The organism is Pseudomonas sp. ICMP 8385 (assembly GCF_002699915.1).
Lineage (GTDB): Bacteria > Pseudomonadota > Gammaproteobacteria > Pseudomonadales > Pseudomonadaceae > Aquipseudomonas > Aquipseudomonas gessardii.
On sequence record NZ_LKBY01000099.1, the window covers coordinates 37865 to 53343 of the forward strand.

General features: G+C 62.7%; 14 protein-coding genes and 1 pseudogene. 6 read left to right on the forward strand and 9 right to left on the reverse strand.

Annotated features, from left to right (window positions below; genetic code table 11):
* Window positions 1–22 precede the first annotated feature (22 nt).
* The 5 genes and pseudogenes from AO268_RS14710 to coaBC all read right to left on the reverse strand — a co-directional run bounded on the left by AO268_RS14710 (window position 23) and on the right by coaBC (window position 5246).
* Window positions 23–898: a LysR family transcriptional regulator gene (locus AO268_RS14710; RefSeq protein ID WP_076963435.1), complete on the reverse strand. Its 876-nt coding sequence runs from the start codon at window positions 896–898 to the stop codon at window positions 23–25.
* Between the two features lie 196 nt (window positions 899–1094).
* Complete coding sequence (argB, locus tag AO268_RS14715) at window positions 1095–2000, reverse strand: acetylglutamate kinase (RefSeq protein WP_076963434.1); 906 nt, start codon at window positions 1998–2000, stop codon at window positions 1095–1097.
* A gap of 21 nt (window positions 2001–2021) precedes the next feature.
* Window positions 2022–3428 (reverse strand): annotated as a pseudogene (locus AO268_RS14720) (phosphomannomutase/phosphoglucomutase); the annotation flags it as partial.
* A 148-nt stretch (window positions 3429–3576) separates the two neighbouring features.
* Window positions 3577–4032: a dUTP diphosphatase gene (gene dut, locus AO268_RS14725; RefSeq protein WP_076963475.1), complete on the reverse strand. Its 456-nt coding sequence runs from the start codon at window positions 4030–4032 to the stop codon at window positions 3577–3579.
* A 5-nt stretch (window positions 4033–4037) separates the two neighbouring features.
* Window positions 4038–5246 carry a bifunctional phosphopantothenoylcysteine decarboxylase/phosphopantothenate--cysteine ligase CoaBC gene (gene coaBC, locus AO268_RS14730; protein ID WP_076963432.1) on the reverse strand — a complete coding sequence of 403 codons (1209 nt, stop codon included), beginning with the start codon at window positions 5244–5246 and terminating at the stop codon, window positions 4038–4040.
* Between the two features lie 130 nt (window positions 5247–5376).
* On the opposite strand from coaBC, the gene radC reads away from it, so the two are divergent.
* Entirely contained in the window at window positions 5377–6051 is a 675-nt protein-coding gene (gene radC / locus AO268_RS14735) for a RadC family protein (protein WP_076963431.1), read from the forward strand.
* Window positions 6052–6055: 4 nt separating this feature from the next.
* On the opposite strand, the gene AO268_RS14740 is transcribed toward radC, so the two are convergent.
* On the reverse strand, window positions 6056–7648 hold the full coding sequence (locus tag AO268_RS14740; protein ID WP_076963430.1) for an ABC transporter substrate-binding protein: 1593 nt from the start codon (window positions 7646–7648) through the stop codon (window positions 6056–6058).
* 459 nt (window positions 7649–8107) lie between these two features.
* On the opposite strand from AO268_RS14740, the gene rpmB reads away from it, so the two are divergent.
* Together rpmB and rpmG are read left to right on the forward strand one after the other, a co-directional pair.
* Window positions 8108–8341, forward strand: coding sequence for a 50S ribosomal protein L28 (rpmB, locus tag AO268_RS14745; protein WP_007920377.1), 234 nt, complete (start codon window positions 8108–8110; stop codon window positions 8339–8341).
* An 11-nt stretch (window positions 8342–8352) separates the two neighbouring features.
* Window positions 8353–8508 carry a 50S ribosomal protein L33 gene (gene rpmG / locus AO268_RS14750; RefSeq protein WP_003176906.1) on the forward strand — a complete coding sequence of 52 codons (156 nt, stop codon included), beginning with the start codon at window positions 8353–8355 and terminating at the stop codon, window positions 8506–8508.
* Window positions 8509–8588: 80 nt separating this feature from the next.
* Here rpmG and AO268_RS14755 read toward each other — a convergent pair whose 3' ends face one another.
* Window positions 8589–8951 (reverse strand): cupin domain-containing protein, encoded by a 363-nt coding sequence (locus tag AO268_RS14755; RefSeq protein WP_099169082.1) that lies wholly within the window; start codon window positions 8949–8951, stop codon window positions 8589–8591.
* 227 nt (window positions 8952–9178) lie between these two features.
* Between AO268_RS14755 and AO268_RS14760 the strand changes: the two genes are divergently transcribed.
* Complete coding sequence (locus AO268_RS14760; protein ID WP_076963428.1) at window positions 9179–10672, forward strand: aldehyde dehydrogenase; 1494 nt, start codon at window positions 9179–9181, stop codon at window positions 10670–10672.
* Window positions 10673–10832: 160 nt separating this feature from the next.
* Complete coding sequence (locus AO268_RS14765) at window positions 10833–11975, forward strand: MFS transporter (protein ID WP_076963427.1); 1143 nt, start codon at window positions 10833–10835, stop codon at window positions 11973–11975.
* A gap of 38 nt (window positions 11976–12013) precedes the next feature.
* Here the strand turns inward: AO268_RS14765 and AO268_RS14770 are convergent, their stop codons facing one another.
* Both AO268_RS14770 and AO268_RS14775 read right to left on the reverse strand, forming a co-directional pair.
* On the reverse strand, window positions 12014–13582 hold the full coding sequence (locus tag AO268_RS14770; RefSeq protein ID WP_076963426.1) for a phospholipase D family protein: 1569 nt from the start codon (window positions 13580–13582) through the stop codon (window positions 12014–12016).
* A gap of 63 nt (window positions 13583–13645) precedes the next feature.
* Window positions 13646–15079, reverse strand: coding sequence for an aminotransferase-like domain-containing protein (locus tag AO268_RS14775; protein ID WP_099169083.1), 1434 nt, complete (start codon window positions 15077–15079; stop codon window positions 13646–13648).
* A 166-nt stretch (window positions 15080–15245) separates the two neighbouring features.
* Between AO268_RS14775 and AO268_RS14780 the strand changes: the two genes are divergently transcribed.
* Window positions 15246–15479 carry a DUF1127 domain-containing protein gene (locus AO268_RS14780; RefSeq protein WP_076963424.1) on the forward strand — a complete coding sequence of 78 codons (234 nt, stop codon included), beginning with the start codon at window positions 15246–15248 and terminating at the stop codon, window positions 15477–15479.

The window sequence follows — 15479 nt, forward strand, 5'->3', positions numbered from 1 at the left end:
CGCGGGCTGTACAAGCCGATGCCTAGGTATCCATCAGCTGCGTGATATGTTTCTGGCAAAAATCCAGGTAAGCCCGCACGATCGCCGAGGGATGACGATGTGAGGGATAAAGCAGGTTGATCTGCTGTTCTGGCATCGGATGCTCCGGCAACAGTTTGACCAACCGCCCCTCGCCAATGGCTTTGGCGGCAAGAAACGGCGGCAATTCGGTGACGGCTTCCCCCGCCAGTGCACGACTTCGCAGGTGCGCGTAGTCATTGGTGGTCAGCAGCGCCTTGGGCTCCAACACCTGCCCACCCAGGCGCCATATCCCGCTGGTGGCTCCCGTGCTCCAGGTTGCACAGGGAAACCGGTACAGGGCCTCGGGTGTATCAGGCATCCCCAATCGTTCAACCAGTAACGGGCTGGCCACGAGTACGTGGCGATAGCTCAGCACTTGTCGCGCCACCATGGTTTCGTGGGTGATGGTGCCCACGCGCAATGCCACGTCAATGCCATCCTCCACCAGGTCGACCCGTCGCTCGGTGGTGTAGGCGTGCACGCGGATATCGGGGTAGCGCCGCTGGAAGGCCGCCAGCAATTCCCACCACGGCTCGAACGCGGGGGGCAGCGATAGCCTTAGGCGTCCTTTGAGTTGTGCCTGGTCGCTTATGACGGCTTGTTCGCCCTCGGCCAGGGCTTCGACGCCGCGGCTGGCATGTTCGTACAGGCGTGTCCCAGCGTCGGTGAGCCGGGTGCCGCGGACGGAGCGCTCCAGCAACTGCACCTTTAACTGCCGCTCCAGTTCGCGTACGCGCCGACTCAGTGTAGGCAGCGGCACCCCCAGGCGGTCGGCCGCAGCTGACAAGCTTCCGGCTTGCACCACGCTGACAAACATGTTTACGGCATTCAGATCCACAGTTCGATCCTCTTATCTATGGAAACAAGACTACCGCGAGCGACGAGCCCCTGCCATTCATGGGTGGGCCGGCAAGGCTTCAGGTGCGCAATCTCCCTTTGCTGGCGCTCGACGCGACCTTGCCGCCGCAGGCATAAAAAACCCCGCGCCCCTGGCAACGAGCCAGGGTTTGCGGGGGTTGTTGTGGCGTTGTTTGTTAAGGACGCTTGCGGTTGCTGATCAACGTACCCATGCCGGTATCGGTGAAGATCTCCAGCAGCACCGCATTGGGCACCCGGCCATCGATGATCAGCGAGCTGCCTACGCCGCCCTGCACGGCTTCCAGTGCGCAGCGGATCTTCGGCAGCATGCCGCCGTAGATGGTGCCGTCGGCGATCAGGTCGTCGACCTGCTGGGTGGTCAGGCCGGTCAGGACCTTGCCTTCCTTGTCCATCAGGCCGGCGATGTTGGTCAGCAGCATCAGCTTCTCGGCCTTCAGGGCCTCGGCCACCTTGCCGGCCACCAGGTCGGCGTTGATGTTGTAGGACTCGCCATTGGCCCCCACGCCGATCGGCGCGATCACCGGGATGAAGTCGCCCTTGACCAGCAGGTTGAGCAAATCGGTGTTGATGCCGATCACTTCGCCCACCTGGCCAATGTCGATGATTTCCGGCTGGGTCATCTCCGGGGTCTTGCGGGTCACGGTGAGTTTCTTCGCCCGGATCAGCTCGGCGTCCTTGCCGGTCAGGCCGATGGCGCTGCCGCCGTGGCGGTTGATCAGGTTGACGATGTCTTTGTTCACCTGGCCGCCAAGGACCATCTCCACCACGTCCATGGTCTGCGCATCGGTGACGCGCATGCCGTCGATAAAATGACTCTCGATGGACAGGCGCTTGAGCAGGTCACCGATCTGCGGGCCGCCGCCGTGCACCACCACCGGGTTGATCCCGACGGCTTTCATCAGCACGATATCGCGGGCAAAGCCGGTTTTCAGCTCGTCGCTTTCCATGGCATTGCCGCCGTACTTGATCACCAGCGTCTTGCCGACGTAGCGTCGAATGTAAGGCAGCGCTTCGGAAAGGACCTTGGCGGTGTTGGCGGCGGCGTCGCGTTCGAGGGTCATTCAGGGCTCCGGGGCAAATAATCAGAACGGTAGTTGGAGATCAGGGGCAACACGTTTCAACTGGGCGTGGAACACGTCCTTGATGCGCTGCAGCTCGGCCTCGGTATCCGCCTCGAAACGCAGGACCAGCACCGGCGTGGTGTTGGACGCGCGAACCAGGCCCCAGCCTTCGGCATAGTCGACTCGCACACCATCAATGGTGGTCAGGTTGGCGCCTGCCCCCCATTGCGCATCGTGCAATGCGTCAATGATGCTGAATTTGCTCTCTTCGGTCACATGGATATTGATTTCCGGCGTCGAAATATCGTTCGGGAAGGTCTCGAACAGCTCCTCGGCACTGGATTGCTCCTTGCTGAGGATTTCCAGCAGGCGGGCGGCGCTGTAGATGCCGTCGTCAAAACCGAACCAGCGCTCCTTGAAGAACACATGGCCGCTCATTTCGCCGGCCAGCAGGGCGCCGGTTTCTTTCATTTTCTTTTTGATCAACGAGTGGCCGGTCTTCCACATCAGTGGGCGGCCGCCGTATTCCTTGATCAACGGCGTCAGGCGTCGGGTGCATTTGACGTCGAAGATGATCTCGGCGCCCGGGTTGCGCGCCACCACGTCGCGGGCGAACAGCATCAGCAGGCGGTCCGGGAACACGATGCTGCCGGTGTTGGTCACCACGCCCACGCGGTCGCCGTCGCCGTCGAAGGCCAGGCCCAGATCGGCGCCCACTTCGGCGACCTTGGCGATCAGGTCCACCAGGTTTTCAGGCTTGCCCGGGTCGGGGTGATGGTTGGGGAAGTTGCCGTCGACCTCGCAGAACAGCGGGATCACTTCGCAGTTCAAGGCTTGGAGCAATTGCGGGGCGATCACGCCGGCGGCGCCGTTGCCGCAGTCCACCACGACTTTCAGGCGCCGCGCGAGCTTGACGTCGCGGGTGATTTCGTCCGAATAGCGCTGGAGGATATCGACCTGGGTGATGCTGCCCTGGCCGCTGGTCAGGTCATTGGTTTTCAGGCGCGTGTGCAGGGCCTGGATCTGTTCGTTGGCCAGGGTGTCGCCAGCGATCACGATCTTGAAGCCGTTGTAGTCCGATGGGTTGTGGCTGCCGGTGAGCATCACGCCGGATTTGCCGGCCAGTACGTTGGCCGCGTAGTACAGCGCCGGGGTCGGCACCAGGCCGACGTCGCTGACATGGCAGCCACTGTCGGCCAGGCCCTGGATCAGGCGCTCCACCAGTTCGGGGCCGGACAGGCGACCGTCACGCCCCACCGACACGTGGGGCTCGCCCTGGGCCAGGCTTTGCGAACCGATGGCACGGCCGATCCAGTAGGCGGTTTCGGCGGTCAGGGTTTTCGGGACGACACCACGGATGTCGTAGGCGCGGAAAATGCTGTCGGGAAACGTCGGTGCGACTGGGGCTGCGTTGCTCATCACTGGGGAAACTCCATCGATACGGGGCGGACAGGCCTGAATGTGGCGACCGGCAGGTTCAAACTGAAGGGTAAGACGGCGTTTTTGCCCTAGAGTTCGTGGTGCGAAAATGCCATCGGGGCATGCCGGACGCAGGGCCCGGCATGCCTGAGCGTAGTCAGTGGCTGCCGGAATGCCCGAAACCGCCCGCGCCGCGCTGGGTTTCGTCGAACTCGGTGACCAGTTCAAAATGCGCCTGCACCACCGGCACCAGCACCAGTTGGGCGATACGCTCGCCGACGGCAATGTTGAAGGCGGTCTGGCCACGGTTCCAGCACGAGACCATCAGTTCGCCCTGGTAGTCGGAGTCGATCAGGCCCACCAGGTTGCCCAGCACGATCCCGTGTTTGTGTCCCAGGCCCGAGCGCGGCAGGATCAGCGCGGCCAGGCCGGGGTCGCCGACGTAGATCGACAGGCCGGTGGGGATCAGCAGGGTCTGGCCCGGCTCAAGGACGGTGTCCTGCTTGAGCATGGCGCGCAGGTCCAGGCCGGCGGAGCCGGGTGTGGCGTAGGCCGGCAATGGGAATTCGCTGCCGAGGCGGGGGTCGAGGATCTTGGCTTGCAAAGCGTGCATGGACATTAAACCTGGTTCAGCCGTTGGGCGATAAAAGAGATCAGTTGGCGGGCAATCTTGCCCTTGCTGGTCTGGGCGAAAAGGGTGGCGTGCAGCTCGCGGTCAATCACGCTGCAGGCGTTTTCCTCGCTGTTGAAGCCGATGCTTGGGTTGGCGACATCATTGGCAACGATCAGGTCGAGGTTTTTGTCTTTCAGTTTGCGGGCGGCGTAGTCCAGCAGGTTTTCGGTTTCGGCGGCGAAGCCGACGCTGAACGGACGATCCGCACGGCTGGCGATGGTGGCAAGAATGTCCGGGTTGCGCACCATTTGCAGGAGCAGGCCGTCACCGCTTGTAGGGTCTTTCTTGAGTTTTTGCGGCGCAACCACTTCCGGGCGGTAGTCTGCAACCGCCGCCGAAGCGATAAACACATCGCAGGGAATCGCCGCCTCACAGGCCGCGAGCATGTCGCGGGCGCTGACGACGTCGATGCGGGTGACCCGGTCGGGGGTCGGCAGATGCACCGGGCCGGTGATCAGGGTCACGCGTGCGCCTGCCTCAACCGCCGCTTCAGCCAGGGCAAAGCCCATTTTCCCTGAGCTATGGTTGGTGATGTAGCGCACCGGGTCGATGTTTTCCTGGGTCGGGCCGGCCGTAATCAGTACGTGCTTGCCGGTCAGGGCCAGGTGCTGGAAACACTCGGCGGCGCACAGCGCCAGGTCGGTGGCTTCGAGCATGCGGCCCAGGCCGACATCGCCACAGGCCTGGCTGCCGGAGGCCGGGCCGAAGACCTTGAGGCCACGGCTTTGCAGGAGTTGGGTGTTGGCCTGGGTGGCCGGGTCGCGCCACATGGCCTGGTTCATTGCCGGGGCGATGGCGACGGTGGCGTCGGTGGCCAGCACCAGTGTGGTCAGCAGGTCGTCGGCAATGCCTTGGGCGAGGCGCGCGATAAGGTCGGCGGTGGCGGGGGCGATCAGCACCAGGTCGGCCCATTTGGCCAGTTCGATATGGCCCATGGCGGCTTCGGCCGCCGGGTCCAGCAGGTCCAGGTGCACCGGGTGGCCGGACAGGGCCTGCATGGTCAACGGGGTAATGAATTCACTGCCGCCACGGGTCATGACCACGCGCACTTCGGCGCCCTGGTCCAGGAGCCTGCGAACCAACTCTGCGCTCTTGTAGGCGGCAATGCCGCCGCCGACGCCGAGAACGATGCGTTTCCGATACAGACGCTGCATTGGTTTGCCTTTCCAGTTCAGTGATGGCGTTGCGATCCCCCTCCCCAGGTGAAATCGCGCGCAAAAAAGAGCGGCTAAGATAACACAGCGTCCGCCATGCAACAGCGGCGCACATGCACACGGAGGTGCCATGAGTATTCGCAATTGGCCTGCGGCGGAGCGTCCGCGGGAGAAGCTTTTGGAGTTGGGGGCGGCGAGTCTCTCGGATGCCGAGTTGCTGGCGATTTTCCTGCGTACCGGTGTCTCGGGCAAAAGCGCGGTGGACCTGGCGCGCCACCTGCTGGGGCAATTTGGCAGCCTGCGTGCGCTGCTGGAGGCCCGGCAGGGGGTGTTTATCCAGCATCTGGGCCTGGGGCCGGCCAAGTTCGCCCAGTTGCAGGCCGTGCTGGAAATGGGCCGGCGCCACCTGGCCGAACGGGTGCGCCACGATTCGGTGCTGGACAGCCCGATTGCCGTGCGTGACTACCTCAAGGCGCTGCTGCGCCATGAACCCCACGAGATATTCGGCTGCCTGTTTCTCGACTCAAGGCACCGGGTGCTGGGGTTTGAGGCACTGTTCCAGGGCACCATCGACAACGCCACGGTGTATCCGCGACATGTGGTCAAACGCGCCCTGGACTACAACGCGGCGGCATTGATCCTGTGCCACAACCACCCTTCCGGGAATGCCGAACCCAGCCTCGCTGATCGAAAATTGACCAAGGTGCTGCAAAAGGCCCTGGAGCTGGTGGATGTGCGGGTGTTGGACCACATCATTGTCGGCGAGGGAGACCCGCTGTCGATGGCCGAATATGGGTGGATATAGCAGCTTACGGCCTTACACCGACCCTGGAAAAATCCTGCCGCCCAAACGGACTAACCTGATACCCCTCGACATTCTTGCGCGTCAGGGCAAAGGCCGTCGGGTGGGCCAGCGGCAACCACAGCGCCTGCTGCTGGATCTGCGCCTGCGCCTGCTGGTACAGCTTGCTGCGCACGCCTTGCTCGTGGGTGGTCTTGCCGGCACTGATCAGCTTGTCCAGCGCCGGGTCGCAGTAACGGGCGAAGTTGGTGCCGGACTTGACCGCCGCGCAGGAAAACTGCGGGGTCAGGAAGTTATCCGGGTCGCCATTGTCGCCGGCCCAGCCCATGAACAGCAGGTCGTGCTCGCCCGCCTTGGCGCGGCGGATCAGTTCGCCCCATTCGATCACGCGGATCTCGGCCTGGATGCCGACCTTGGCCAGGTCGGCCTGCAACAACTGGGCGCCCAGGCTCGGGTTGGGGTTGAGCAGGCTACCTGATGGCCGGGTCCAGATAGTGGTCTTGAAACCGTCCTTGAGTCCGGCGCGATCCAGCAGCCCCTTGGCCTTGGCGAGGTCCTGTGGATAACCCGGCAACTCCTTGGCAAAGCCCCAGGTATTGGGTGGGTAGGGGCCGGTGGCGGCTTCGGCGGTGCCTTCAAACACGGCCTTGAGGTAGCTGGCCTTGTCGAAAGCCAGGTTGATCGCCTGGCGCACTTGCGGCTTGTCCAGCGGCGGGTGCTGGCTGTTGATGGCCACAAAGGCGGTCATGAAGGCTGCGGTTTTTTCCACCTTGAGCGCAGGATCCTGTTGCGCCTCGCCGATATCCAGAGGCTTGGGGGACAAGGCGATCTGGCATTCATTGCGGCGCAGTTTCTGCAGGCGCACATTGGCGTCCGGGGTGATGGCAAAGATCAAGTTATCCACAGCAGGTTTACCGGCAAAATAGTCCGGGTTGGCCTTGTAGCGAATGGCCGCATCTTTCTGGAAGCGCCCGAAAACGAACGGTCCGGTGCCGATGGGTTGGCTGTTGAGCTTTTCCGGGGTGCCGGCCTTGAGCAGGTTGCCTGCGTATTCGGCCGGGTAGATCGAGGCAAAGCCCATGCTCAGTGCGGCGAGGAACGTGGAGTCGGCGTGGTTCAGGGTAAAGCGCACGGTCAGCGGGTCCAGGGCGTCGATCTTCTTGATCAGCGCCGGCAGTTGCAGGGACTGGGCGTGGGGGAAGCCGCTCTGGGCGACCTGGTGCCAGGGGTTGGCCGGGTCGAGCATACGCTCGAAGCTAAAGCGCACGTCTTCGGCGGTGAGGCTGCGGCTTGGGTTGAAATACGCGGTGCGGTGGAATTTGACGTCCGGGTGCAATTTAAAGGTGTAGGTCAGGCCGTCCGGCGAGACGTCCCAGCTGTCGGCCAGGCTCGGCACCAGTTTGCCGCTCGCGGCGTCGAAGTCCACCAGGCGGTTCATCAGCACATCCGCCGAGGCGTTGGTGGTGGTCAGCGAGTTGTATTGCACCACATCGAACCCTTCGGGGCTGGCCTCGGTGCAGACGCTCAGCGTGGAAGCCGCCTGGGCCAGCGAAGTGAAGAAGAGCGGGGTGAGCAAGAGCGGCAGGGCAGCGAAGCGCATGGTCGGTTTCCTTTGCAGATCGGAGGCCCATCTGCGAGTGCAGTCTGGAAAACGCCTACCGTAGTGGCCTGATTCACAAATGACTAGCCCATTTTTGCCTGTGCATTTAGGGCAAATACTGTTTTGATGGCACTTCAGGTCATTTTGCCCGGCGCCTGTGGCCTACAGGCTGCGGCGATAAATCATTCGGTGCGACGAGCGGTCCGCCAGCACGGCGGCCCACCCTGGCAGTGCTTGCGCCCTGTTTGGGCAAGATTTACAGCGGGAAAAACACACCGGCTGTTGTTGCGCATGGGTCTTTCTGGTATAAAGCAGCGCTCTTTTCTAGGGGCCCGGTTCCTTCACTGTAGGTGTAGCCGGTAAGACCCTTAAAGAAACGCGGCGCCTGGCGCCAAATGACTGAGAGATTAAGCGGCCAACCCATGCCGGGTTGGGCATGTGGTTTTAGAGGGCTGAGGCATGTCGAGAGTCTGTCAAGTTACCGGTAAGGGTCCGGTGACTGGGAATAACATTTCCCACGCAAACAACAAAACCCGTCGTCGTTTCCTGCCAAACCTGCAGCATCACCGCTTCTGGGTTGAAGAAGAGAAACGTTTTGTCCGTCTGCGCGTATCTGCCAAAGGCATGCGCATCATCGACAAGCGTGGCATCACTGTCGTGCTCGCTGAACTGCGCCGCGACGGCAAAATCTAAGGAGCTAAATCATGCGTGAATTGATTCGAATGATCTCTAGCGCCGGTACTGGTCACTTCTACACTACCGACAAGAACAAGCGTACTACCCCGGACAAGCTCGAAAAGAAAATGTTCGACCCGCGCGTTCGCAAGCACGTGATCTACAAAGAAGGCAAAATCAAGTAATTGGTTTTCTTTCTTGTGAAAAAAACCCGTATCTCACGATGCGGGTTTTTTTTGCCTTGGAAAAAGTCGCGTTCGACCGATCAGGCCTTTTCTTCAAATACCACGTAGATCTTGCGGCACGGCTCCAGCACCTCCCAGGTGCCACTGAAGCCGGCGGGGATGACGAAGCGATCACCGGCGCGCAAGGTCTTGGCGTTGCCCTCGGCATCGCGCAGCACTGAAACGCCCTGCACGATCTCGCAGTACTCGTGTTCGGTGTAGTTCACCTTCCATTGCCCGACTTCACCTTCCCACACTCCGGCGTTCATCTGGCCGCACGGGCTGTTGTAGTGGTTGTAGAGCGTCTGCTGGGGGTCGCCCTTGAGGACTTTTTCTGTGGCGGGGCGGTAGCGTTCGGCGGCGGTGTTCGCCTGGCTGAAATCGACGACATCCTGAATGTTCATGCACGTATCCCGTCTAGGCCTGGGGTTGGAGAACCAAAGTCTATGTTTATTAAAATGAACATCGCAAGGGCGTTTGCTGCCGTTATGTCAAATATATTGAAACATCCCTTGTGGCTGGTTTAGGGTGGCGGGTGCCTCGGACCGAATAGCTGGCTGGTCGGGCAAGCATTTGGAAGGGAACGGTTATAACGCCGGGCCCTTATATTTAATAAGAGGAGGACACTCGCATGACCACCCTGACCCGTGCCGACTGGGAACAACGCGCCAAGGACCTGAAGATCGAAGGTCGCGCCTACATTAATGGCGAATACACCGCCGCGGTTTCCGGCGCCACGTTTGAATGCCTCAGCCCGGTCGATGGCCGCCTGCTGGCCACGGTTGCCAGCTGTGACGTCGCCGACGCCCAGCGCGCTGTGGAAAACGCCCGCGCCACCTTCAACACCGGTGCCTGGTCACGCCTGGCCCCGGCCAAGCGCAAAGCCACCATGATCCGCTTCGCCGCGCTGCTCAAGGCCAATGCCGAAGAACTGGCCCTGCTCGAAACCCTGGACATGGGCAAGCCCATCGGCGATTCCCTGGGCATCGACATCCCTGGCGCGGCGCAAGCCCTGAGCTGGAGCGGCGAGGCCATCGACAAGATTTACGATGAAGTGGCCGCCACCCCCCATGACCAACTGGGCCTGGTGACCCGCGAGCCCGTCGGCGTAGTGGCGGCCATCGTGCCGTGGAACTTCCCGCTGATGATGGCCTGCTGGAAGCTGGGGCCGGCGCTGTCCACCGGTAACTCGGTCGTGCTCAAGCCATCGGAAAAATCGCCGCTGACGGCCATCCGCATCGCGGCCCTGGCCGTTGAAGCCGGCATCCCCAAAGGCGTGCTCAACGTGCTGCCGGGCTACGGCCACACCGTGGGCAAGGCCCTGGCGCTGCATATGGACGTCGACACCCTGGTGTTCACCGGTTCGACCAAGATCGCCAAGCAACTGATGATCTACTCCGGCGAATCGAACATGAAGCGCGTCTGGCTGGAAGCGGGCGGCAAGAGCCCGAACATCGTGTTTGCTGATGCCCCGGACCTGCAAGCCGCTGCCGAATCCGCCGCGGGCGCCATCGCCTTCAACCAGGGCGAAGTCTGCACTGCCGGCTCGCGCCTGCTGGTGGAGCGTTCGATCAAGGACAAATTCCTGCCGATGGTGATCGAGGCCCTCAAGGGCTGGAAGCCGGGCAACCCGCTGGACCCGGCGACCAATGTCGGTGCGTTGGTGGATACCCAGCAGATGAACACCGTGCTGTCGTACATCGAAGCCGGGCATGCCGATGGCGCCAAGCTGGTGGCCGGTGGCAAGCGTACCCTGCAGGAGACCGGCGGCACCTACGTCGAGCCGACGATTTTCGACGGCGTGACCAACGCCATGAAGATTGCCCAGGAAGAGATCTTTGGCCCGGTGTTGTCGGTGCTGACCTTCGACAGCGCTGAAGAAGCCGTGGCCATCGCCAACGACACGCCTTATGGCCTGGCCGCTGCGGTATGGACCTCGGATATTTCCAAGGCGCACCTGACCGCCAAGGCCCTGCGTGCCGGTAGCGTGTGGGTCAACCAATACGATGGCGGCGACATGACTGCACCGTTTGGTGGGTTCAAGCAGTCGGGCAACGGTCGCGACAAATCGCTGCATGCGTTCGACAAGTACACCGAGCTGAAGGCGACCTGGATCAAGCTGTAACCCCGGGCTCCAGCTGCAGTAGATCCAAATGTGGGAGCGGGCTTGCCCGCGATGGCGGAGTTTCAGTCGGTACATGTATTGACTGACCCAGCGCAATCGCGAGCAAGCCCGCTCCCACACTGTTTTGTGTGATCTGGAAATAATCCACAGGAGCGTGGCAATGCGTTGGGCGACTTACTTCGCCGTCCTGGCCTCGGTACTCAGCGTCGGCCTCGCCCTGGGCGTGAGCATGCCGCTGGTGTCCCTGCGCCTGGAAAGTTGGGGTTATGGCAACTTTGCCATCGGCCTTATGGCGGCCATGCCGGCGTTCGGTGTGTTGTTGGGCGCCAAGGTGTCCAGTCGCCTGGCCTCCTGGCTGGGCACGGCGAACCTGATGCGCCTGTGCCTGTGGGCCGGGGCGGTTTCCATCGGTTTGCTCGCGGTATGGCCCAGCTACCCGGTGTGGCTGGTGCTGCGGTTGATGATCGGGGTGATCCTGACCATCGTGTTTATCCTCGGCGAAAGCTGGATCAACCAACTGGTGGTAGAGCAATGGCGGGGCCGGCTGGTGGCGCTGTATGGCTGTACCTACGCCTTGAGCCAGCTGTCGGGGCCGTTATTGCTCGGCGTGCTGGGCACCGGTCATGACTATGGCTTCTGGGTTGGCGTCGGCCTGTTGCTCGTGGCGCCGTTCCTGCTGCTGGGGCGCAGCGGGGCGCCGACGGCGGAGGCCTTCAGCGTGACCTTCGGCGACTTGTGGGGCTTTTGCCGGGGCCTGCCGGCGATTGCCTGGGCGGTGGCGCTGTTTGCCGCGTTCGAGGCGATGATCCTCACGCTGTTGCCGGTGTATTGCCTGCAACAGGGCTTCACCGCCGAGGTGGCGCTGGCGATGGTCAGCACCGTGGTGGTAGGCGATGCCTTGCTGCAATTGCCGATTGGCGCGCTGGCCGACTACCTGCCCAGGCGCACCCTGTTTCTCGGTTGCGCCGTGTTGCTGCTGCTGTCGAGCCTGGCCATTGCGCCATTACTCGATACCTGGCTGATCTGGCCGATCTGGGTGCTGTTCGGTGCCAGCGCCGGGGGGTTGTTTACCCTGTCGTTGATCCTGATCGGCGAGCGCTACCGGGACGATGCGCTGGTGCGGGCCAATGCCCATATTGCGCAGTTGTGGGGGATTGGTTGCCTGATCGGCCCACTGGTGGCGGGGGCGGGCAGCCAGTGGATCAGCGGGCATGCCTTGCCCTTGCTGATGGCGGTGGGGGCCTTGGGGCTGGTGATTCTGTTGTTGCGCCAAGGGGCGTTTGGCGTTGAGCAACCGGCCTGACTTGGAAATGGCATCCAAGCTGTGGGAGCTGGTGGTGCTTAGAGCATGCGCTCCAGGCCCACGGTGGTGGCGAACCAGGCATTGAACCGGCGCCACCAGCTGCCAGGCTCGCGGGTCAGGGTGTGTATCTGGCCGTTATCCTCCGTGACCCATACCACCTGGCCATCCTGCAGTTTCGCCTCATAGCTCAGGGCTGGCGCCATCCCTTGCAGGGCCAGGTTGCGCACATGCTCGGCCAGTTCCGGGCTGTCCACCAGTACGCCGACCTCGGTGTTCCACAGTACCGAGCGCTGGTCGGAGTTGAACGAGCCGATAAACGATTTTTGCCGATCGAAGATCATCGCCTTGCTGTGCAGGCTGGAATCGGACCCATACAACGAGCGGCTGCCCAGCAGGTGCGGGCCACTGCCGCCGCCGCCGTCGCCCGGTTGGCGGCGCAGTTCATACAACTTCACCCCGTGCTCCAGCAGCGCCTTGCGATAGGGCGCGTAGCCGCCATGTACCGCCGGTACGTCAGTGGCTTCCAGGGCGTTGGTCAAGAGGCTCACCGCCACGCCCGCATCCGCCCGGCTGGTCAGGTACGCCAGGCCGTGCTGGCCGGGGACGAAATAGGCCGAGATCATCATCAGTTCGCGGTGCACCCCTTCGAGCTCCGGGGCCAGTTGGGTGGTGAGCAGCAGCCGTGGATCGGGATCGCCCCTGGCCAGGACCTTGCTCGGCGCATCCCACAGTGCCTGGTTCCAGGCCCAGATCAGTTCCCGGCGCCAGATATCCATGCGCGGCTGGGTCTTGTAGGTCCGCAGGCGGTTATACAGGGCGTGGTTCTGTTGGCGGGACTCGGCCAGGGAGGTTTCCAGGTACCCGCGCGCCGTGGCCAGGTCGCGGGAGGACGGGGCGTTGGCGATAAAGTCAGAGATCGGTTTGCTCAGCGCACTGTTCCAGTACTGGTCAAAGCTGTGGCCCAGTTGTTCGGCCACCGGTCCCACGCTGAGCATGTCGATATCGGTGAAGTTCAGGTTGGGCTCGGCATCGAAATACTCATCCCCCAGGTTGCGCCCGCCGACAATCGCTACGCTGTTGTCCGCCAGCCACAGCTTGTTGTGCATGCGCCGGTGTTGCAGCGACAGGTTGAACAGCCGCCCCATGGCCCGCGTCACCCCGGTACTGCGGCCCAGGTGCAGCGGGTTGAACAGGCGGATCTGGATCTGCGGGTGCGCGGCCAGGGTGGCGATGATCTGGTCCAGGCCGTCGCTGGTGGTGTCGTCCAGCAGGATGCGAACCCGCACGCCACGGTCGGCCGCGGTGAGCAGCTCGTCCACCAGCATGCGCGTGCTGATGCCGTCATGGACGATGTAGTACTGCAGGTCGAGGCTGGCCTGGGCATTGCGGATCAATTCGGCGCGGGCCATGAACGCTTCGCTGCTGTTGGGCAGCAGGCGGAACCCGGAGCGGCCCTGGTAGGGCGCAGCCTGGGCCTGGATCGAACGACCGAAGGCGGACTGCGCCGCCGGCAGTACCTCGCTGGGCACCCGGGGCAGGTCCAGGGTGGCGCAACCGCCCAGGCCCAGGAACCCCAACAGGAAAAACGCTAACAGCCGTGGGCTCATCAAAGAGGCAGGTTCCGAATCAGGGCGGTGGTGGGCAATGGGACGGTGATTGCTGGCAAAAGGTCAGTCCACACGCTGTTCGGCTTCGGCGAGCATCTTGATCGCCGTTGCCCCGACCTTGCGCACCGCCTCTTCAATCTGGGGTGTTGGCTTGGCAGCGTAGTTCATCCGCAGGCAATTACGGTATTTGCCCGAGGCGGAAAAGATGCTGCCCACGGCAATCTGCACCCCTTGTTCGACCAGGGCCCGGTTGAGCTTGAGGGTGTCGAAGCCCTCGGGCAGCTCCACCCACAGCATAAAGCTGCCCTGGGGCCGGCTGGCGCGGGTGCCGGCGGGGAAATAGCGGCTGACCCAATCGAGCATCAGGTCGCGGTTGCGCTGGTATTGGCTGCGCATGCGCCGCAAGTGCGGCTCGAAGTGCCCGTTCTTGAGGAACTCGGCAATGGCAATCTGCGGTTGGGTGGCGGTGGAGCCGGTGCTGATGTATTTCATGTGCAGCACCCGCTCCAGGTAGCGGCCAGGTGCTACCCAGCCGATCCGCAGGCCGGGGGCCAGGGTCTTGGAGAAGGAACTGCAGAGCAGGACGCGGCCATCTTCGTCGAAGGATTTGATGGTGCGTGGTCGCGGGTAGCTGTAGGCCAGTTCGCCATACACATCGTCTTCGATGATTGCCACGTCAAAGCGCTGGGCCAGGGTCAGCAGCGCCCGTTTGCGTGCCTCGGGCATGATGTAGCCCAGGGGGTTGTTGCAGTTGGGGGTCAACTGGATGACTTTGATCGGCCATTGTTCCAGGGCCAGTTCCAGGGCTTCGAGGCTGATGCCGGTCAGCGGGTCGGTGGGGATTTCCAGGGCTTTCATGCCCAGGCCCTTGAGGGTTTGCATGGCGCCATGGAAGCTTGGCGAGTCGACGGCGACGATATCGCCGGGCTCGCATATGGCGCGGATGCTGGCGGACAGTGCCTCATGGCAGCCGGTGGTGATCACAATATCCTGGGCGTCGAGCTGGCAGCCGGAATCCAATGACAGACGGGCGACTTGTTCGCGCAGCTCCATACAGCCGTAGATATTGTCGTAATACAGGCCTGGCAGGTCCTGGCGCCGGCTGACCCGGGCCAGGCTGCGCAGCAGCGGCTTGATGGTCGGTGACAGTACATCCGGCATGCCGCGGCCCATCTGTGTGACATCTTTGCGCGGCACCGCGCGCACCAGTTCCAGCACCTGGTCCCACTGGGATATCTCCACTGGGCGCTGGGCCGGTCGACCCACGGCGGGCAGCGCCGGCAGCTCGCGCCCGATGGGCACGAAGTAGCCGGATTTCGGCTTGGGCGTTGCCAGGCCGTTATCTTCCAGTAACCGGTAAGCCTGTTGCACGGTGCTCAGGCTGACCCCGTGTTCCACGCTCAGGGCGCGTACCGAGGGCAGGCGGTCGCCGGGGCGATAGAAGCCCTGTTCGATGCGGGTGCCCAGCAGTTCGGCAAGGTTGACGTAGAGGGTCATGGCGGTCGCTCCCCGGGGACCAGTACAGATGGGAGGAAAATACAGGATTCAGCCCGCGCTTGGCAGTATCTGTATGGATTTAATAAAGGTGGGTTGAATCTGTAATGGTTTTGCCGCGCCGTCCATTCTAGTCACTCATGGCAACAGGCAAATGAGGGGCAAGACAATGAGTGGCTTGAGCGATGTGCGGCTGGCGTTACACAGTCAGGAACTGGAAGCAGGGCAGGGGCGCGAGATGGCCGGGCTGGCGCCTGGCAACCCAGGCCGTTGGGAACTGTTCTGGCGTCGTTGCCACACGCGCCAGGCCCTGCTGGACCTGACCCCGGAGCAACTGCGCGATATCGGCCTGAGTGCCGAGCAGGCGCGCCGGGAAGGCTTGAAGCCGTTCTGGCGCGGTTGA